Below are 21131 nucleotides of genomic sequence, written 5' to 3'. Positions count from 1 at the left end.
ATTATCCAAATTTTTAATTAATTATAGGATTAAATAATACATAAAAAATACTAAAGTAAGCCTTTATAATTGAACAGGAATAAAAATTTGATGATAATTATCAAGTTTATAATATAGTCTTTCACTATCAGTTGAAAAAATGGAAAAAATTCTATTTTTTGTTAACTTCTGAGTAAAAGGTAAAATATGAACAAAATTATCTTTTTTCTTTAGCATTCGAATGGGATTTTGCGTTTCTTTTATAACTTTAATATTTTTAGAAAAAATAGTTGCCAAACTATAATAATGTTCTATAACTTCTTCTTTTTCTTCTTGATGTTCGTTCAAATAGTTATATATTTCCAAGTTAAAACCTAGTTGCTCAGAAATATCAAATATTGTAGCAGAAATCTTTTCTAAATCACGATTATCTCCCAAAATAATAGCTGCTTCTTTGATACTAGAAAATGGCTTATCTGATAATTTTAAAATAGGAACATGAGACTCATAAAGAAGCTTTCTAGTACGATCATGCGCAAACATATCCCCTGATACTATAACAAGTCCTACATGATAAGACTTTATATCTTTATGAAAAACATCTTCTAAATCTCTTGAATCATATTCAATATCAATTATTACATTAGTATTTCTCAAGTCTTTAATATACTGAAGAATCGGTATATTACTCGGATTTACTACTTTTATAATTAAATCATGTTTAAATTTTTTATGTGCAAATACTGCTCTTGTGATTAACTCTTCAATCGTTGTCAAGTTAACTAAAGTCATATCTACATATAGGTAAAGATTAGAACCAAAAGGTTCTGGAAACTCGCCAAGTTCTCTCTTAATGGCTCTATAAACTGACTTCAAAACTGTTGGTTCACCAACTAAAACAAGCTGATCGTTTGGTTGAATCATCCTTCTTCTTGAAGGCATAATAAGTTTTCTATTTCTATATATCGCAACAATACGCCAGTTTTTCTGCTCTATAACGCCAATATGCTTATAAACAAAAGAACTACCAAATGGAACAAGCACTTCCATTATTTCACCTTCACCCAAACCGACATTTTGAGCAATTACTGGAACATTTGGAAGATAGTCAAGTAGTCTAGATGCTAAGATTTCATTTGAGTTTACTATAACAACATTTGCATCTTCATTTTTTAAATTATGTTGTGTTAAAACAATTACACGAAGTTTTGCTTTAACTAAATTAATGTTTTTTATAGTATTTTCAATTTCAACTTGATTATCCATGGCAATGATAACTTGAACAAACTCCATTTTGAGAAGATTTGAGAGTTTTGAAAAACTTGTTGGATCAAAGTTATAAAATTTAAATCTTGCTGGATTTACATCTTCATACTCTTTTGCACGCAATTCAACTATATAGTAAATATTTTCACTAGTATGAGTTTGAAGAACTCTTCGTATAAAATGCTCGCCAACAGCGCCATCACTAATTATCAGTATCTTTTTCATATGCGAATTATATCATCTTTAGATTATCTCTTTACAAAGAGCTAAAAACTCTTCCCCATATCTCTCATACTTAACCTCTCCCACTCCATTTACTTCTAACATTTCTTCTTTATTTTGAGGTAGTTTTTGAGAAAAATCTATAAGTGTTTTATCTGAAAAAACTATATATGCAGGTATCTCATTTTTTGTTGCTATTTCTAATCTTAAAGCTCTAAAGCTCTCAAAAATATCATTATTTAATGGGGTTGATATCTCTTTTTTCTTAGAAGTAGTTTTTATATTCATTTTATGTTTATCTATCTCTATTAGCACTTTTTTTTGTAAGATTTTTATACCAAAGTTTTTAAGCTTAACAGCTCTAAACTCCCCTATTTCCATTGCATCTAACTCAAAAAGCCTATCAGCCACTGCATTCCAGTCATTTTTATTTGTATCACTTCCTATTCCATAAACAGAGAGTTTGTCATGGTTAAACTGAAAAATCTTTTGTCCTTTTGAGCCTCTTAATATATCAACAATATGTATTAAACCAAATCTTTGATCACATCTATAGATGCCAGATAGTAATTTTTGTGCAAGTAGCGTAATATCTATTTTTTCAACCTCTCCTCGCTTGCAATTATCGCAAATATCTTCACAGCTTTCACTATCATCATCAAAATATTGTGCAATCAATTTATGTCTACATTCACTTGAATTAGAGTAGCTATACATCTTGCGAAGTTTATTATATAGCAACTCTTTATATTCATTATTGTCAATATCATCTATAAACGATCGCATCTTTACATCATCAGATTTTGTGTATAAAAGAAGTGTTTGAGCCTTAACTCCATCTCGACCAGCACGACCTATCTCTTGATAGTAGTTCTCCATAGTTTTAGGCATACTCATATGAACCACAAAGCGAATATTACTCTTATCTATTCCCATACCAAAAGCAATTGTAGCCACTACAATGTCTATTTTTTCATATATAAAATCTTTATACACCTTATCTCGTATTTTACTTGGAAGACCTGCGTGATAGGCTCCAACACTAAAACCTTTTGTTTTTAAAAATCCTGCTACGCTCTCTACATCCTTTCTGCTAAAAGCGTAAACAATCCCACATTGAGCATTGTACTTTGATATGAAATCTACTAATTGATTTCGTCCATTACCAATTCTTTGTTGGGCATTAATTTTTAAATTATCTCGAAGAGTCTTACCACGAATTTGTAGTGGATTTTCAAGATTCAATGTCTTTACTATGTCATCTTGGACTTTATGAGTGGCTGTTGCTGTAAAAGCAGCTATACTAATTAAAGGAAAGGTTTGCTTTAGTAAAGATAGATTTCTATAGTCTGCTCTAAACTCATGCCCCCACTCGCTAACACAATGAGCTTCATCAATAACAAAAAAATTTATATTAACTCTTTTTAAAAGTTCTACGAATCCATTTGCACTAAACCTCTCTGGTGCGATATATAAAAGTTTAATCTCACCAGCTAAAAGCTTTTTAGTTGTCTCTTGTATTTCTTCATAATTTTGTGAGGAGTTTATCATGTGTGCATTTATAGAACTATTTACAAGAGCATTCACTTGGTCTTGCATAAGAGCTATAAGGGGAGATATAACAATAGTCACACCCTCCATCATAAGAGATGGAAGCTGATAACATAAAGATTTTCCACCACCGGTTGGTAAAATGGTTATTAAATCTTTCTTTGACAAGATAGCATCTATTGCCTCTTCTTGAGAAGCTCTAAATTTATCATGTCCAAATGTATTCTTTAGTATTTCAAATTTGCTCATGTGGGAATAATACATTCATTATGCTTATTCCATTATTTTAAAATCCTAATTTTTCAAAATCACCTTCGTTCATTTTTCTACTTTCACCATCTAACTCATAGATGCGACCTTTTTTAGCTTTACCATTATCCATAGAAACTTTATATTTCATATTTCCATTTTTATAATATTCTTTTTGAGTTCCATAAAAATTTCCATTATCATCAAAATTTAGCTTTGCTTTCATATTTCCATTTGAATAATAAATTTTCTTATGTCCAACTAATTTATCCATCTTATACATACTTACAGATTTTAACTGCGAGTTTGCATAAAATTCTTTTTGAGTTCCATTTATTTTACCTTTTCTCATAGGAATTTTTGCTTTTAATCTACCATTTTTATAGTAACCATAAGTAACTCCATCTACCTTACCATTTACAAAATATGTTTTTGTTTTTATGCGTCCACTTTTGTAATAAACTCTTGCGTTACCGTTTAACTTTCCATTTTTATAAGTTTTCTCAAACTTTACTTTTCCATTTTTATATAGAGTTTTTTTTACCTCTGCATTAAGTGATGTTATTGCTAATAATACCACTAAAATAAGTCCTATTTTTTTATTCATTTTTTTTCCTTTTTTTTGATTTATAACCCCATCTCTTCAGGGTCCACATGTTTATCAATCCCTCCATGACATTCATGATGTCTATGATCCATTCCTTTGGGACAAATCGCCACAGTATTTACTATGAGAACAGGAACAAGGAACAAAGACACCACAGTAGAAGCGATAGAGCCAAAAATCAAAGCAACACCTAATCCACCAAAAATAGGGTCAGTTGAGAGCAACAATGAACCTAAAATAATTGCAACCGCTGTCATAACAATAGGCTTCGCTCTTGTTGCTGTTGAGATAGCAATAGCTCTTTTTTTCTCTACACCTTTTTCTATAAGTGCCATAGAAAAATCTATTAGTAACAATGAACTTCTAGCACTAATTCCCATTAAAGAGATAAAACCAATGAGTGAAGTGGCTGTTAAAAAAAAGTTGATGTCCGCAAAAAAAAGTGAAATCATATCTGTAATAAAATGCCCTGTAATTACTCCAATGATAGACAAAAAACTTGCTAATAAAATAATACCACTCAAGGCAAATGACTTGTAATACATTACCATAAGTAAGAACATTAAAATAAGAGCTGCTATAAAAGCACCACCTAAGTCACGAAAGGTATCAAGAGAAACTTTCATCTCTCCATCCCATCTAAGCAACAATTTTTTACCTGAATTTTTTTCTACTAAATTTAAGTCAAACATGTAAGTTGACATTCCGTCTACTTTTGTAACATTAAAATCATCCGATAGTTTCTCTATTATAGTATCCCTAGCTTCTAAAAGTGGGTATAGCTGAGAAACTAAATCACATTCTGCACTAATGCTTACAAAATTTTGTAAATTTTTTCTAAAAATAGTTGGACTTGATGGAATCTCATTTACACTTATAACCTCTCTTATGGGTATCATCATGCCTCTTTGATTTAATAGTTTTAATCTTGACAGTTTAAAGTATATCGCTGATTTGGAATTTGACCTTATCTCTCTACTTTTATCATCAAGACGAACAAAAATCGGAATTTGATCTTGTTGTTTTTTAGAGTTTTTAACAGCAACAACCATGCCCTCAAAAGCAATATATAAAATATTATTTACCTGATCAACACTAAGACCACTTTTTATAATTTTTTCTTTATCTGGAATGATTTCAAAATATGGATATATGTCATCTTGCATAACATCTATATCAACTAAACCATCAGTTTTACCTAATATCATAGCTACTCGCTCAGCAGTCCTACGCATCAAGTTATCATCTTTACCAAAAATATTAATCTCTAAAGTTGCAAAAGTTGGTGGACCTGATGGCATCTCTACAAATTTTACGGTTCTATAATTAGTTAAAGTTTGGCAAGCTTTTTGTATTATAGGACGAATTCTATGCACCATTTTATATGATGCTTCATCACGAGAATTTTTATCACTAAGGTTTACAACCATTTCAGCCTGATTTTTCATTCTTTTTAAAGCACTACCTTTAACCAATCCTGCATAATCAAGTGGTGCACCTTGAGCTAAATATACTTCAACATTTTTTACAGCTTCTTCTTTTTTTAAATACCCTAAAACACAGTTTGCTACAGCTCTAGTTTCTTCTAAGGAGCTATTTGTTGCTGTATCAACATAGATGCTAAAGGTATTTGCACTTTTCCCAGGTAGCATTTTTGCCAAGACCAACTTTGTAGGAATGAGCATTATAGAAAATAAAAAAGCCAATACTATATATAAAATCACTTTTTTTCTTTTAGCTTTTGAACCTATGATGCCATAAATAAGTTCTTCCATTAATGCGTTCCTTTCGCGCGTTTAATCATCTTCTTTGCTAAAAATGGAGTAAACACATAAGCTACAAAAAGTGAAACTGCTAAAGCAACTGGAACATTTAATGGTATAGGTTTCATAAACTGACCCATCATTCCACCTACAAACCCCATAGGAACCATCGTCAAAATGATTGCTATTGTAGCGATGTTTGTAGATGGTCCTATTTCATCTGTTGCTTCAACGATGATGCGATCAAAACTATGATCTTGTGTTTCTTTTAGATGCATTCTTCTATGTATGTTTTCAATAACAATAATTGCATCATCTACAATAAGCCCTAGACTAAGTAAAAATGCGAAAAGTGTAATTCTATTTATAGTTTGATCTGTCATATAAGCTATAAAAAGTGTTGCGGCTAAAATCATAGGAACTGCAATAGATACAACTAAAGACTCTCTCCATCCAAGAAAAGGAATAAGAATAAGACCAATAATTCCAATAGTAATTACAAGATGATGCATAAGTTCACCAACAGCTTCATTTGCTCTTTCTCCATAGTTTCTAGTAATAATATAACCTATGCCTTCTTGATTGAAAAACTCACTTCTTTCATCTAGTAAATCTATAACATCTTGGGCAACATAAACAGCATTTGTACCTTTTAACTTTGATACAGTTAATGTAACTTGTTGAACTGGACTATCAAAAGAAGAGTTGTTATCTCTTTGTGCAATAAGAGAATTTTGAAAATGTTGTACATCATAACCATACTCAATCTTTGCAACATTTTTAAGATAAATTGGGGAACCCATGTATTGTGCAATTATTAAATCTTTCAAATCATCTATATCTTCTATTGCATTTTTAACACCAAAAACAATTATAGAATTACTACTTGTAGGAGCATTGATATTTGGTGCATTTGTTGCAATAGCTTTTACAGAACTTGCTATTTGACCTAAAGAAAGATGATAAGAAGATAACTTATCTATATCTACTTGTATATTAAACTGTGGTTTATGCATACCCTTTAGAGTACTTTTAGATACATTGTTTAGTGCATTTATCTCTTGTTGAATTTCTCTTACTGTATGATATTGTTTTAAAGTGCTTGGTTTAGATGCGTCTTTTTGATAAAAAGCAACAGTAATAACAGGAATATCAATATCTATATCAAAAGGTTTTACCAATGGCATTCCTATGCCTTTTGGTAAAGTATCCATATTTTGCATTACTTTATCATACAGCTTTAAATTTGAGGATTCTCTATCTTCGCCTATGAAATATTGTACATTTATCATACCGACATTATTCATGGCAGTGCCATAAATATGCTCTACCCCTTTAATCTCTCGTATCCTTCTCTCAAGTGGTTTTACAACAACATTCGTTATAGCTTTTGGAGATGCTCCTGGTATCATAATAATAATTGAACCACCGCTTACTTCTATTTGTGGATCCTCTTCTCTTGGTGCAATATTTAAGGTGATATATCCAAGAAGGATAATCGAAATTGCAAACAGCATAGTTAGCGGATTATTCAAAAATGCTTCGGCTAAGTGTCCTGCTATATTTTTGCTTTTATAATCCTCAGACACTTACTTAATCTCTTGTATAATATTTTTCATCTATTTTAATGAGAATTTTCGCATACATTCCAGGAAATATTTTATTACTCTTTTTTTTAAAGTTAATAATTATTTTAAATGTGTGCGCCATAGGATTTGCACTTGGAACTACTGATTTAATGTAACCTGTATCCCTATAACTAATAGATGGGATTTCTATTTTTACTTTTTGATATTTATTTACATATTTTAAATCTGATTCTGCAACTTCACCCTCAATCTGTAGATGCTCTAAATCTACAATAATCATACCAAGCATACCAGGAGCTACTAAATCTCCAACACGAATTCTTTTTTCAACTATTATTCCACTATTTGGTGCTTTAATCTCGAGGTAACCTGTTATAGTTGCAACTTGTTTTAGTTTTGAAGCAGCATTTTTAACAAGAACTTGAGCAGATGCAAGTCCTGCTGAAACATTATTTGCTGTAATATCAAGGTTCTGCATATCTTCAGGATTAAACATACCTTGTTTTTTTAAAGCTTTTCGCTCTCTATTAATAGAATCCATACGAGTTTTATACATATTCACAATGGAATTCGCTTGTTCTAGAGCTAAATCTGCTTGAGATTTTAAAATATCAAACTCAGCAGATTCCATTTCAAAAAGAGTGTCCTCTCTTTCTACCCTGTCTCCAATATCAAAATATATGTTTTTGATATAACCCATATATCTTGCTCCAACCATTTTTTGGTTATACGAGACTACAGTTCCTGTTATTGGCAATTCAAAAGCTAAAATATTCACACTAAATAAAATAATTGATATTAAAAAAATATTTTTCAATACATCACCATTGACGAATTTCGTGATGACATCTCATACATTGCTTCATTATTTTTGTATATGCTTGCGTTGCGGCTTGAACATCACCAACAGCAAATCTTTCTATAATTATCTTAGCTTTTTTATCGATAGTCTTTACTATTTTATTACTAAAAACTACTTTATTATTCATGTATCTAGCCATTGGGTCTTTTTCTTCTTTAACTTCCAATGGTGGCTTAATTCTTCTTATAGCATCTGAGAGAGATAAAGCACCATTTTGCACTATATCGTTATTGTTATAAAAAAAACCAGTTTCAATTGTTGTCATTGCTTCTGCCATAACTTGCATATCTTTGATTCTGTCTTGCTTTGTATATACACTCGAAAAAAGTGCTGTACTTAACAATAAGGTTGTTAATATATTTTTCACTTACCTAACCCTTTATAAAATAATTTATTACTATTAACAAGAGTATAACAAAAATATTTACTTTTGTAACACTTTAATGCAAATTTGTAAATTTTATTTTGTCACATTTTTGTCACACTTGGCCATCATTTAACATCACAACCAAGGGCTTATTCAATATTCATTATAAGAACAAATATATAGTATGCGAATAAATTATAATCGGCTATTATTGGGATACAATGGATGTTTTTCAAGAAAAATTTATAAAATTTATAAAAAAATTATTATGTGAATTTAAGTTACACTTTAGCATTTACGGGATATAGTTTTAATATAACACACTTTTATCACATTTTCAATGGCGAAAAATCAATGATATTTAGTGATAAATTAAGGGGATATAAATGAAAAAAACAATTGTGATGAGTACTATAGTATTAAGTTTATTAGCTTCAACAGCTACTGCTGGTGATTTTAGTTTTGGTGATATGTTTAAAGATATGAAAGATGCTACTACAACTATGAGTCACGATGCTCGTGATACAGCTGATTCAATGAAAGATGGTGGAGTTGAAGTAAGTAAGAGTGGTGAAAGAACTGTTACTTCTCTTGGACATGACGCTCGTGATACAGCTGTAAAAGCATCTGATGATCTTAAAACAAGTGAAATTGCTACTGTAAAAAGTGGAGAAGTTTCAACAACAAGTGTTAGTCGTGATGTTCGTGATAGCACTATTGAATTGGCAGAAGATTCTAAAGATAGTATCTCTAACACAAGTCGTGACTTTAAAGATAGTTCAACTATGGCTACAAAAGACTTTAAAGACTCTACTGTAGCAGTTTCTCATGATGTAAATGATGCAACAAAGACTACTTCTAATAACTTAAACGACTCTACAAAGACTATTTCAGGTGATCTTAAAAGCTCAACAGAGACGACTTCAAACAACTTGAATGACTCTACAAAGACGACTTCAAACAACTTGAATGACTCTACAAAGACAACTTCAAACAACTTGAATGACTCTGCGAAGACAACTTCAAACAACTTGAATGACTCTGCGAAGACAACTTCAAACAACTTGAATGACTCTACAAAGACAACTTCAAACAACTTGAATGACTCTACAAAGACAACCTCAAACAACTTGAATGACTCTACAAAGACAACCTCAAACAACTTGAATGACTCTACGAAAGCTACTTCAAATAACTTCAATGATTCTACTAAAACTATCTCAAATGATACTCGTAAATCAACTGTAAGTGCTACTGAAAATGCTAACGACGCTACTCACTCTTTAACCGACAAAGAGTATGAGGAGTACAAAAAATTTAAAGCTTCTAAAAAATAGACTTTTTTTTAAACTTAGGGAGCATCTAGCTCCCTGAAGCATCAGGAATACTCATGAAAGTAAACTTTATTAAAGTTTTGTCCATATCCCTTTTATCTCTTTTAAATTTGTCAAATTTATATGCATCTCAAGATAAAATAATTATTATAAATGTGCCAAAAGTACCAGAGGTTAAAATTAGAGTTCCTTCTGTAAGCGTGTCTGCAAGCTCTCAGCAAATCACTAGAGTTAAGAAAACAAATGCTATTGGTTCTAGTAAAAGAGTTCCCCCTGATTACTACAAACAAGAAGAAGTTATATCTACAAAAAATGTTAAATCAGGATATGTAAAAAACTCTCGAGTTAGTGCTTATCTACAAACTGCTCTTATTTCACAAAAAGAACTTATAGAGAAACTGCAAAATGCTAATTTTAAAATTCTTGGTGAATATCAAATTGATAAAAAAGCAAATTATGTTGCCATGATTTTTACAAACAATGCCATGACAAAGATGGCTTCTACGAAGAAAAGAGGTTTCTCTGGATCTCTTAGACTCCTTATTGATAAAAAGAATTCTCTCATTAGCATACTAAACCCGTTGTTTATACATAAAGCATTTATGCAAACTGATTATGATGAAAAAATAACTAAAAAAATACTCGATGATTTACACAGCATTTTTAATGATTTAAAAAACTCAAAAGATGTTGTGAAATTCACAAGACTAAGCAGATACCAATTTATGCAAAATATGCCTCATTATCAAGATATGATAAAAGTTGCAATGGGCAATAACAAAACACTTCTAAAAAAAGCTCGAAAATCAAAAAAAATTATTTATGAACATCATCTTGATAATGGTTCTGTAATCATTGGTGTAAAACTGTCAAGAAGAACTAGTAAGTTTGTGAAAAAAACTGGTTATCAAAATAGTGAACTTCTCCCTTATTCTATTTTGATAGAAGATAATGTAGCTAAAATATTAGCACCAAAATACTATATAGCAATAATGTATCCGAACCTTTCAATGTCGGAGTTTATGACTATTGCCACTATACCAGGTGCTATTCAAAAAGATTGTGATAAGGTATTTAGATAAATGCAAAATATAGAAGAGTTTAATAAATTATCAACAACTTTAGGTAAAGGACGGGATTGTTCTTTTAGGTTTTTATGGTTACTGTCGATTCCTATTTTTCTCTTAGCTTTTGCTCTTGCAGGTTATCTAAAGCTTATAAATTTCCGAGTTGAAATACACAGTATTTTAATGATTGGCACTATTTTTATTATCTATCTGTTTTTTGTAAGACACAATGCTTACTACGCTTCGTGTAAACTTAGAAAAAATTTTGATGAAGTTAAAAGCAACTTATCAGTTTTCATAAACAAAAATCTTCTTTTTATTGCTGGAATTGAAAAAGCAAATGCTTCTTTAGAAGATTTTTTAAGTCAAGAATCAAAAAAAATGAGAAATGAAAATTTTTCTTCAATCGCTGCTGGTATATTTCCAACCTTAGGTATTTTAGGTACTTTTATTAGTATTGCAATTTCCATGCCTGATTTTTCTTCACAAACATCACAGGTTCTTGAAGAAGAAATTTCAAAGCTTTTAGGTGGAGTTGGCACAGCTTTTTATGTATCTATATATGGTATATTTTTATCAATTTGGTGGATATTTTTTGAGAAAACAGGAATGAGTCGTTTTCAAAAAGATGCAAATCTTATAAAAGAAGCAACAAGTGAATATTTTTGGCAAAAAGAAGAAATTGAACAAACATACTTCAAAAAAAGTATGGAAAACTTTGAAAAGTTAAATAGTGTTTTTGATACCTTTGCATCTGGCACTTTTGTTGAAAATTTAAACAAAGCACTTGTTCAAAGAATGAATATATTTGAACAAATTATAGACCAAGAACAAAAAGCCACTCTTAAAGTATCAAAAATTTTAGAAGAAAGTGCCAATAGGGTTGATATGATTGCATCTCAACAGAAAGATTTAGCATCTATTTTTGACAAAACAATAGAAAAATTTGAAAAGTTTTCATCAAATATAAATAATCAACATAACACTTTAGACAAAGCGCATAATGCACTTTCATCTGAATTTTCTCGTGCTGTTATGATTGCCGAAGTATTAAGTGATAACAGTGTAAAACTTAACGAGGCTCTCTCAAATATAAATGTACAAAATGTACAAAACCTATATAGTGGAGTCATTAAAAATATAAATTTAATGAAAGAAGAAATAAATGAAATAGGTAACTCTTTTGATAAAAAGATTGATGATTTTGATGGTAAGTTTTTAAATAAACTACAAGATGCATTAAAAATGATTGATTCTGAAACAGCCACAATAGTATCACAAATTTCTCAACTAAAATCAGATAAATAAAATTTTATGCTAAAACAAAATAAAGATGAAAATCAAAACTTTTGGGTATCTTATGCTGACTTAATGGCTGGTCTTCTTTTTGTTTTCATACTAGTTGTTGGAGCCATAGTAGTTAAAACTCTACTTATGCAAAGTGACTTAGAAACTATACGAATAAATCTCGAAAAAGAAAAAAGTGCTCTAGAGATGAGTGAATCAGAGCTATTTAGCAAAAAGAGCAAACTTCGTGAACTTGTAAAAAAACTTCGTGCTTCAAGAGAGGAGAACCTAAAACTAAGCCTTATGATAAGTAGACTTGAGAGTGAAACTAATGAACTAAAAGATAATATATCACTTTTAAACTCAAGCATAGAAACAAAAGCCTCAAAACTATCACTAAATGAAAGAGAAATGCAAAGTCTAAAAGAGTTGCTACTAGCGAGCGAAGAAGATGCTGATATGCTAGGTTTCAAAATAGATATATTAAACAAAGAATCTTCTCAACTAAAAAGTTTTATAAAAAATGCAAATATTAGACATGAATTAGACAGTACTTTTATAAAAATAAGAGATGAAGAAATAGCTCAACTTGAAAAAGCTTTACTTTACAAATCAAGAGATTACCAAAGAGTTGTTGAAGATTTAAATATAACAAAAATAAAAATAAAAAATTTAACAGGTATAAAAATTTCTGTAGTTAGAAGACTAAAAAAGAAACTTGGAAATTCGATAGAAATAAACCCTAAAACTGGTGCCTTATCTTTTAGTTCAAATATTTTATTTAATCAAGGTAAGTCAGAACTTAAACCTAGTGCTAAAAAAGAACTTAGTCGCGTCCTTGGTCGTTACATTGATGTACTGTTAAGTGATGCTAAAATACGCCGTTATATTGATTTAATAACAATAGAAGGTCACACTAATTCTGATGGTTCATATCTATATAATCTTGATTTGTCTCAAAAGAGAGCTTTAGCAGTTATGCATTTTCTATATAAACGATACCCTAAAAAGACAAAAGTATTTCAAAAATATCTAAGTGCAAGTGGTCGCTCTTTTGCAGAGCCAATACTTTACAAAAACAATAAAGAAGACAAAGATGCTTCTCGAAGAATTGAAATAAAATTTCGTATAAAAAATAAAGAAGCTGTACAGGAATTGATGAATTACTTAAATAAAAAAGAGAAAAAAAGATGATAAATAAAGAAGTTTTTTTTCGTCCCGTGAAATTACAATCAATAAGAAAACAACTTCAACTTAGGCTAGGAAGAAGAAGAAAAGCAAGACAATTACTTCTACCTGAAGAAAAAACTAACTTCATTAAGAAAGTAAAAAATATATTTAACACCTATGAATAATCAATAGAGCATTGCTTCTTTTGAGGGGTTCTTTATAAACCGTATTAAAGAAGGGTCTTGCTTTAAAGCTTCAATCTGTACCTCTTTATTTGGTTTTATTATATACTCTATAAGTTCTGGATTTTTGTTAACAGCTTGAATTTTTTGCTCTTGATTACACTTATTTATATTTTCTTTTTTACATATTACTTTCATAACCTTTACAGAAGTGGAACAAGCTACAAAGAAATTTGATATAAAAAATAAAGATACTACGAGAAAGAAATGTATTTTCATAATATATTACTTTTTACTAATATCATCTCTTTTAATCCACAATTCATTTTTAGCGCGCATCCATTTTTTATTTACAAAATAACCTGTTATTTTTATCCAGTTTTTAGTTCCAATATTTGATGTAAATATTCGATTTTTATTCCAAAGGTATAGCTTATTAGTGTTTGGTGTAAAGTAAATAGAACTATTCTTTTTCAAACGAAATACACTTGCTTTAAAGCTTCTAGCCTTTTCTTTTTTTTTACTTTTAGCTATGTTTGTTCCTCTCTTGGGTACAAGCTTTGGAAAAGTATTCTCATCTTTAATTTTTAGATTATTCTTTTTAAGTTTTGCTAATTTTATTTTTAAAATTCTAATTTCTTTATCTTTAATTTTTAAAAGATTTTTATATTCAACTCTAAGTTTTGAAACATCATCAACGATTGATTCTATTCTTTGTATCTCACTTGCATAAAGCAGTGACATTAATAATAAATAAACAAATACTATTTTCATTTTAACTTCCTAAGTAATTTTACACCCATCTCAACATGATGAGTATAAGGAAATTGATCAAAAAGAGCCATACTTACTGCTTCATGTGTTTTACTAAGAAGTTCTAAATCTCTTACTAAACTCTCTGGATTACATGAAATATATAAAATATTATCATATCTTGAGGCAAAAGAACAACTCACTTCATCCATTCCACTTCGAGGTGGATCAATAAATATTGTATCTATCTTATAAGAGTTAATATCTATTCCCTTCATTCGACGAAACTCTCTAACTCCATCCAAGGCTCCAACAAAATCTTCTGCACTCATACGAACAAATTCTATATTCTCTACATCATTTAAAAGCATATTTATTTTTGCTGCATTTATTGAGGATTTTGATATCTCAGTAGCAAGCACCTTATTAAACTTTTTAGCAAAAGGTATGGTAAAGTTTCCAGCACCACAATATAACTCTAATAAATCTCCATTTGAGCCTTGAGCATGCTCTAATGCCCATGAAATCATCTGTTCATTAACTTGTGTATTTGGTTGAGTAAAACTATTTTCTATATAGTTAAATCTAAAGACTTCGCCATTTACATTTAAATTTTCTGTTATGTAGTCTTGTCCAATAACTAACTTTTGTTTACGACTCCTACCAATAATATAGATGCCAAGTTCATTTGCTATTAATCGTGCTTTTTGTTGCCACTCTTCATCTAGTTTACGATGGTAAATCAATGAAACTACTATTTCACCACTTTGTGCAGATAAAAAATCTGCACCAAATAGTTTAAAACCTATACCTTTTTCTTTTATACTTTGAAGTAACTTTGGCATAAGACTAACTATGTGTATATTTACTTGGGAACACTCATCAACAAGAACAACACCCTTACCCGACAAGTGATTCATTGCATAATGTATATTATCACCCTCGTGCCATATTTTAAATTCACTTCTTGAACGATAATTCGACTCTGGTGATTTATAAACAGATATATCGCCTTTATAAAAAGGTTCAAATCTATCTTTGTTTAATTTTAGTTTGTAAGTTAGCTGAGCTTCATATCCATCTTCATAAACTCTACAAGCACCACACTCACCAAAATATTCACATTGCATCTACCAATATATCCTATTTTATCGTGGCTATTAAATTGCCAATAATCAAATTCCAACCATCTATAAGAACAAAAATAAGTATCTTAAATGGTAGAGAAATCATAACAGGAGGAAGCATCATCATACCCATAGACATAAGTATAGATGCTACAACCATATCTATAACTAAAAATGGTAAAAATATTAAAAAACCTATCTCAAAAGCAGTCTTGAGTTCACTAATAACAAAAGCAGGAATAATAACAGAAAGAGGCACATCAGCTATACTATCAGGATTTTCCATTTTTCTAATTCTAAAAAAAAGTGCTAAATCTTTTTCTCTAGTATTTCTAATCATAAAATTCTTAAAAGGAAGAACAGATCTAGTAAAAGCTTCTTCGTAACCTATTTTTTCTTCTATATATGGTTTTATTCCATTATCATAAGCTTTTTGTCCAACTGGTTCCATAACAAAAAAAGTTAAAATCATTGCCAACATAACCAAAAGTTGTGTGGGTGGTACTTGTTGCGTACCTAAAGCTTGTCGTAAAAAACCAAACACTATGACAAAACGAGTAAATGTTGTCATAACTAAAATCATACTTGGAGCTAAAAATAGTAAGGTTAAAATTATTAAAACATTTAAAGAACTTACTAGTTGTTCTGGAGTATCTGGAGCACCTAGAGCAAAATTCATAGTAGGAATATCTACAGGTGCGGCTCCTAGAATAGAACTAAAAAAGAAAAAGAAAAAAAAGAAAAAAAGTTTACTCATTATTTACTGGTAACTTTATCTAAAACAGATTGTTTAGCTTTTTCTTTATCGGTTGATTTTTCACCAAAAAAGTGCAACTCGACTCTACGGTTTTTAGCTCGCCCTGCTTCTGTGACATTTGTTGCTAATGGTTTAAATTCAGCATGTCCTGAAGCACTAATTCTTTTTGGGTCAACTCCATCTAATAGAAGCTCTTGAAGAACAGAAATTGCTCTTGCAGAGGAAAGTTCCCAATTATCTTTAAAAACACTATTTTTACCAGGTCCTTGATTGTCAGTATGACCCCGAACACTTACTTGCATTGTATTTGGTAATTCATCTACAATTAGAGCAATCCTTTTTAAAAATAAAAGTGCATCCTCATTTTGGATAGTTGCACTTCCTGATTTAAATAGTAAAGATGCTGGTAACTCAATAACAAAACCTTCCTGAGCCTCTTCAACAGTAATAGCAGGACCATTGCCCTTATCTATCATCTCATTAGCATCCATGGCGGCTTGAACTACTCTATTTACTGCTTCACTTGTTTCATCATTTGAGTCTATTGGAGTTGATTGTTGCATCCTTTGTTTTGATATTTCAGTTTTTGTTCCACCTTCTAAAACACTCATAGCACCAGAGAGAGAACCAATAGCTTCTGAGATTTTTTTAGCATCCATGCTAGACATAGAAAGAAGTAGAACGAAGAAACATAAAAGCAGTGACATTAAGTCCCCAAACGCAGCTAACCACGCAGGTAAACACTTTTCACAATCAGGACATTTTTTCTTAGCCATTAATCAGTTCCATCTTTAGTCAAACTGACTAATACGGTCTTTTGGTGCTAAATAACTAAGAAGTTTTGCTTCTAAAACCCTTGGTGCATCACCTGATTGTATAGACATGATTCCAGATAAAATCATCTCTTTAACTAAAGTTTCTTCATCATTTCTAATTGTTAATATATTGTAAATAGGAGTACCAAAAACATTACCAATAATCGCACCGTACATCGTCGTAAGCAAAGCAACAGCCATAGATGGACCAATCGCTGATGGATCAGCCATGTTTAGAAGCATCGCAACAAGACCAATTAGTGTACCAACCATACCCATAGCTCCTGCTAATCCTGCCCAGTTGTTAAAAATAGAACTATTAATTTTATGTCTTGTACTGGTTTGTTCCATGTCAATTTCTAGAAGTTCACGAATCGTATCTGGTTCACTGCCATCAATCGCCATAGAAAGACCTTTTTTCAAAAATTCATTTGGTTCTGAATTTACTTCTGATTCTAAGGCTAAAATACCATCTTTTCTTGCTTTTGTAGCAAAATCAACAAGTTTTTTTATTAATTCTATTTCATCTGTTATAGGAGGCTTGATAGCAATCATAAAAACTTTTACAAAACCCTTCATTTGGGCAGGTTTAAAAGAAATCATCAACGCACCAATAGAACCACCAATAACAATTAATATAGATGGAATATCAATATACGCACCTATCCCAACACCCATACTCATGGCGCCAAGTAAAAGAGCCATAACTAGAACTATACCAACTACCGTACCTAAATCCATTCAAATACCTTAAAAATAAATATTAAGCTTATAATACCACAAAAAAGATTTTATATTTCTATTTTACTTTAACATCATCTTCAAATATTAATAAATATACTTTTTTTGCTGGAAAATTTGCTATTTCTAATAATATAAAAAAGTTATTTTATTAATAAATATCATAATCTGATATAATGTTATTTATGAAACTAAGACTGCTGATATCTATACTATTTATCATCGCTACAACTGCCACAGCTATGCATGAGATAGAACATATACATGAGGATATTGACAATTCAACATGTCAGATATGTATAATAGACGACCACTCAGTATCTGCAAATATCGTAAATAATTTTAAAAATGTAGAAGTTTTCAAATTTGAAAACATTATTCTTTCAAACTTAGTTCACAAATTCCACAGAAAAGACCACTCTTACCAAAATCGTGCCCCTCCTTTTGTATCCTAAACAATAAAACAAAAAACTATTACAAATATAAAAAATATTAGGATAATTATGAAAAAAATATTACTACTAAGCGCATTCTGCGCGATTATAGCCTTTGGTGGAACCGATGTGATTCCAGTTGAAAAGAGAACTTTTACTCAGTCTAAATTTATGCCTGACATCTCTTTAGTTATGGATGTTTCTTATGTAAACAGAAGTGTTAAAGACCATGAAACAGAATCTCTTGAATTACCAGGAGTTGCACATGGTTTACTTGGCTCACACGATCACGGTTCAGCCTCACATTCACCTTACAATGCTAAAAATGGTTTTAACTTAAACTATGCAGAGCTTGTTCTATCTAGCTCTGTGGATCCTTTCTTTACTATGGATGGAGTATTTCACTTTAGTGAAAATGGTGTAGAAATAGAGGAACTTTATTTTACAAGTACAGCTCTTGGATATGGAGCAAGAGTAAAGGGTGGAAAGTTTAACTCAAACTTTGGTTACTTAAATGAGCAACATCACCACTCTTGGGACTTTGCAGACATGCCTTTAGTCTATGAGTCATTTTTAGGGATGCACGGTATCAATGAAAAAGGTGTTCAGCTTCAGTGGGTAGCACCAACTGACACTTATCTTATGATAGGTGCAGAAATTCTTCAAGGTGACAATGAGCAAATGCTTGGAAATGGAGAGATAGATTTGAGTGCGATAGGTGGTACAGAAGTTGAAGCAGCAGATGCACCATCACTCTTTATAGGTTATGTTAAAACATCTTTTGATGTTGGAGAAACTACTTTCTTAGGTGGTTTGTCTTACGCACAAGGAAAATCAAGACTTGACCACACTGATGATGCTAATGCTCATGCATTTAGTGGTGATTCTAAGATATATGGAGCTGACTTAGTTGTTAAACACTATTTTGATTCTTATAGCTCTTTGAAATGGCAAAGTGAGTGGATGATGCGTGATATGGATGGAAAGCAATATAATGCTGCTAAACCAAATGGTATAAATCTTACAAAAAAGCAAGCAGGTCTTTACTCTCAGCTTGTATATGCCCATGACAAGAGCTGGAAAGCTGGCATAAGGTATGATTCAATATATCAAAATGATGTTGAAGTTAACGGTGTAAATAAGAATATGCCAACAAACATGGATAAATACTCTGCTATGGTAGAATATTCAACAAGTGAATTTGCACGCTTTAGACTTCAATACAATCGAAATAATGCACTTTACAAAGAGGTCGCAGGGCAAGATGTACAACAAAATATAGATACTATTATATTTCAAGTAAATATATCAATTGGAGCTCATGGGGCTCATAGTTTTTAGGATAAAAGATGAAATTTTTATTACTACTTTTACCACTAGCACTATTTTCTCACATGAACATAGCTGTTAGTTATCCTTACATTGGTGCTATTACAAAGAGTATCGGTGGTGAGCATATAAACACTGTTGTTTTAGCAAAAGGAAACTGGGATCCACATTTTGTGGTTCCTCGTCCTTCGCTTATATCTAAGGTAAGAAATGCAGATGCTCTTATCATGAATGGAGGTCAGTTAGAGATTGGCTGGATGCCTCCACTTCTTCGTAGAGCAGGAAATCCAAAGACAAATGTTGGCTCAGAGAGTTTTTTAAACCTTTCTCATTCCCTACATCTTTTACATAAACCTATTCATGTTGACCGTTCTGGTGGAGATGTGCATCCAGACGGGAATCCACATTTTCATCTTGACCCTCACAATATTTTAATTTTAGCAAAAAGTATCGAGAAGTTTCTTATCTCTATAGATAGTGAACATGCTGATATTTACAAAAACAACTATGAAAAGTTTTCTACTTCTTGGATAGAAAAGATGAAAGTATGGCAAGAAAAAATGGCTAATAAAAAAGGTATGAAAGTTATACAATTTCATAACAATCTAGCTTACTTTAACAAGGCTTATGGTCTTATAAATATAGGTACTATAGAGCCTCTACCTGGAATTCCGCCATCATCAAGACACATTATAAAAACTATAAAACTCATTAAAGAGCAAAAGCCTTGTTGCATCTTACATGATGTATATCACTCTACAAAAACAGCTAAGTTTATTCGTGAAAAAACAGGTATAAAAATCGTTCTAATGCCCCATGATATAGGTGCGCTAGAAAGCATAAAGGATTTGACATCTCTTTTTGACTACCTAACAGGAGCAGTGCAATGATAGATATTCTTTTAGTTCCAATCGCGCTAGTTATCATCCTTGTTATGATGCACTCGTGGTTTGGGATGAGAATCCTTAAAAAAGGAATCATCTTTACAGACCTAGCTATTGCGCAGTTTGCTGCTCTTGGTTCTGCCATAAGCCTTGGATATTTTCATTCTGAGTACTACTATGTTCTTACTCTTATCTTTGCTCTTTTTAGTGCTTTTATCATAGCTATTGCATCTCAAAGAAACATAAAACTAGAAGCCTTTATTGGGCTTCTTTATGTCTTGGGTGCGAGTGGAATCATGATGGTTCTTTCTCATTCAGCAGAAGGTATGGAACATTTCAAGTCACTACTTGCGAGCGATATACTTTTCACTCCTGTCGATGATGTAATAAAGAGTGCTGGCATCTATACTTTTATAGCTTTAATTATTTGGAAGGTTTATCCAAAACTGACAGGATTTTTTAAAGAGTTAATGTTCTTTTCTTTGTTGGCATTAACTGTTACTTCATCTGTAGCCCTAGCGGGGGTACTTGTAGTTTTTGTACTTCTTATAGCTCCAGCACTAGTATCGACTTCACTTAAACTAAACAAATCACTTTTAAGTAGTTTTGCATTTGGATGGTTTTTTAGTATAAGTGCAATTATCATATCTTACTATTATGATTTACCAACAGGTTATACCATAGTGTTTTTAGGTTCATTACTAAGTTCGATTATATTGTTGGTTTCATCTAAGAAACTTGCATAATTTAAGTGTTTTAATATATATTATGAGTAAAACTGTACAATTAGACAATC

General features: G+C 31.0%; 21 protein-coding genes. 8 read left to right on the top strand and 13 right to left on the bottom strand.

The genetic code is table 11. From position 1 onward, the window contains the following. Window positions 1-63 precede the first annotated feature (63 nt). The 7 genes from MOV42_RS06625 to MOV42_RS06595 are packed head-to-tail and all read right to left on the bottom strand — an operon-like array spanning window position 64 to window position 8455. Window positions 64-1470: a COG3400 family protein gene (locus tag MOV42_RS06625; protein WP_324172991.1), complete on the bottom strand. Its 1407-nt coding sequence runs from the start codon at window positions 1468-1470 to the stop codon at window positions 64-66. 18 nt (window positions 1471-1488) lie between these two features. Then, on the bottom strand, window positions 1489-3267 hold the full coding sequence (gene recQ / locus MOV42_RS06620) for a DNA helicase RecQ (RefSeq protein ID WP_324172990.1): 1779 nt from the start codon (window positions 3265-3267) through the stop codon (window positions 1489-1491). Window positions 3268-3304: 37 nt separating this feature from the next. After that, window positions 3305-3874, bottom strand: coding sequence for a toxin-antitoxin system YwqK family antitoxin (locus MOV42_RS06615; protein ID WP_324172989.1), 570 nt, complete (start codon window positions 3872-3874; stop codon window positions 3305-3307). Window positions 3875-3894: 20 nt separating this feature from the next. Beyond that, complete coding sequence (locus tag MOV42_RS06610; protein WP_324172988.1) at window positions 3895-5649, bottom strand: efflux RND transporter permease subunit; 1755 nt, start codon at window positions 5647-5649, stop codon at window positions 3895-3897. Further along, window positions 5649-7226, bottom strand: coding sequence for an efflux RND transporter permease subunit (locus tag MOV42_RS06605; protein ID WP_324172987.1), 1578 nt, complete (start codon window positions 7224-7226; stop codon window positions 5649-5651). The genes MOV42_RS06610 and MOV42_RS06605 overlap by 1 nt, the downstream gene beginning before the upstream one ends. Before the next feature lie 4 nt (window positions 7227-7230). Beyond that, window positions 7231-8043 carry an efflux RND transporter periplasmic adaptor subunit gene (locus tag MOV42_RS06600; RefSeq protein WP_324172986.1) on the bottom strand — a complete coding sequence of 271 codons (813 nt, stop codon included), beginning with the start codon at window positions 8041-8043 and terminating at the stop codon, window positions 7231-7233. Between the two features lie 4 nt (window positions 8044-8047). Next, a complete protein-coding gene (locus MOV42_RS06595; protein WP_324172985.1) occupies window positions 8048-8455 on the bottom strand; it encodes a cytochrome C in 408 nt (135 codons plus the stop codon). A 386-nt stretch (window positions 8456-8841) separates the two neighbouring features. On the opposite strand from MOV42_RS06595, the gene MOV42_RS06590 reads away from it, so the two are divergent. Genes MOV42_RS06590 through MOV42_RS06575 form a run of 4 tightly spaced genes read left to right on the top strand, consistent with a single transcriptional unit; the run spans window position 8842 to window position 13337 of the window. After that, a complete protein-coding gene (locus MOV42_RS06590; protein ID WP_324172984.1) occupies window positions 8842-9792 on the top strand; it encodes a hypothetical protein in 951 nt (316 codons plus the stop codon). 53 nt (window positions 9793-9845) lie between these two features. Next, the gene (locus MOV42_RS06585; protein WP_324172983.1) at window positions 9846-10871 is read left to right on the top strand and encodes a hypothetical protein; all 1026 of its coding nucleotides are present in this window, start codon (window positions 9846-9848) and stop codon (window positions 10869-10871) included. Further along, window positions 10872-12164, top strand: a complete 1293-nt coding sequence (locus tag MOV42_RS06580; protein WP_324172982.1) for a MotA/TolQ/ExbB proton channel family protein — start codon at window positions 10872-10874, stop codon at window positions 12162-12164. Between the two features lie 6 nt (window positions 12165-12170). Next, the gene (locus MOV42_RS06575) at window positions 12171-13337 is read left to right on the top strand and encodes an OmpA family protein (RefSeq protein ID WP_324172981.1); all 1167 of its coding nucleotides are present in this window, start codon (window positions 12171-12173) and stop codon (window positions 13335-13337) included. Window positions 13338-13498: 161 nt separating this feature from the next. Here the strand turns inward: MOV42_RS06575 and MOV42_RS06570 are convergent, their stop codons facing one another. The 6 genes from MOV42_RS06570 to MOV42_RS06545 form a co-directional block, all read right to left on the bottom strand. Continuing rightward, window positions 13499-13693 (bottom strand): hypothetical protein, encoded by a 195-nt coding sequence (locus tag MOV42_RS06570; RefSeq protein WP_324172980.1) that lies wholly within the window; start codon window positions 13691-13693, stop codon window positions 13499-13501. An 87-nt stretch (window positions 13694-13780) separates the two neighbouring features. Continuing rightward, the gene (locus tag MOV42_RS06565) at window positions 13781-14269 is read right to left on the bottom strand and encodes a hypothetical protein (protein ID WP_324172979.1); all 489 of its coding nucleotides are present in this window, start codon (window positions 14267-14269) and stop codon (window positions 13781-13783) included. Beyond that, window positions 14266-15378, bottom strand: coding sequence for a tRNA (uridine(54)-C5)-methyltransferase TrmA (trmA, locus tag MOV42_RS06560; protein WP_324172978.1), 1113 nt, complete (start codon window positions 15376-15378; stop codon window positions 14266-14268). The genes MOV42_RS06565 and trmA overlap by 4 nt, the downstream gene beginning before the upstream one ends. Before the next feature lie 13 nt (window positions 15379-15391). Continuing rightward, entirely contained in the window at window positions 15392-16132 is a 741-nt protein-coding gene (fliP, locus tag MOV42_RS06555; RefSeq protein WP_324172977.1) for a flagellar type III secretion system pore protein FliP, read from the bottom strand. Continuing rightward, window positions 16132-16908, bottom strand: coding sequence for a flagellar motor protein MotB (locus tag MOV42_RS06550; RefSeq protein WP_324172976.1), 777 nt, complete (start codon window positions 16906-16908; stop codon window positions 16132-16134). The genes fliP and MOV42_RS06550 overlap by 1 nt, the downstream gene beginning before the upstream one ends. 15 nt (window positions 16909-16923) lie before the next feature. Beyond that, window positions 16924-17688, bottom strand: coding sequence for a motility protein A (locus tag MOV42_RS06545; protein ID WP_324172975.1), 765 nt, complete (start codon window positions 17686-17688; stop codon window positions 16924-16926). 185 nt (window positions 17689-17873) lie between these two features. Here MOV42_RS06545 and MOV42_RS06540 point away from each other — a divergent pair, with 185 nt between their 5' ends. Genes MOV42_RS06540 through MOV42_RS06525 form a run of 4 tightly spaced genes read left to right on the top strand, consistent with a single transcriptional unit; the run spans window position 17874 to window position 21081 of the window. Then, window positions 17874-18143, top strand: coding sequence for a hypothetical protein (locus tag MOV42_RS06540; protein WP_324172974.1), 270 nt, complete (start codon window positions 17874-17876; stop codon window positions 18141-18143). A gap of 48 nt (window positions 18144-18191) precedes the next feature. Continuing rightward, window positions 18192-19463, top strand: coding sequence for a hypothetical protein (locus tag MOV42_RS06535; protein WP_324172973.1), 1272 nt, complete (start codon window positions 18192-18194; stop codon window positions 19461-19463). Between the two features lie 8 nt (window positions 19464-19471). After that, window positions 19472-20341 (top strand): metal ABC transporter substrate-binding protein, encoded by an 870-nt coding sequence (locus tag MOV42_RS06530; protein WP_324172972.1) that lies wholly within the window; start codon window positions 19472-19474, stop codon window positions 20339-20341. Then, a complete protein-coding gene (locus MOV42_RS06525) occupies window positions 20338-21081 on the top strand; it encodes a metal ABC transporter permease (RefSeq protein WP_324172971.1) in 744 nt (247 codons plus the stop codon). The genes MOV42_RS06530 and MOV42_RS06525 overlap by 4 nt, the downstream gene beginning before the upstream one ends. The last annotated feature ends 50 nt before the right edge of the window (window positions 21082-21131 follow it).

Source organism: Sulfurimonas sp. (assembly GCF_029027405.1).
Classification (GTDB): Bacteria; Campylobacterota; Campylobacteria; order Campylobacterales; family Sulfurimonadaceae; genus Sulfurimonas.
This window is presented reverse-complemented; position numbering and strand designations above follow the sequence as displayed.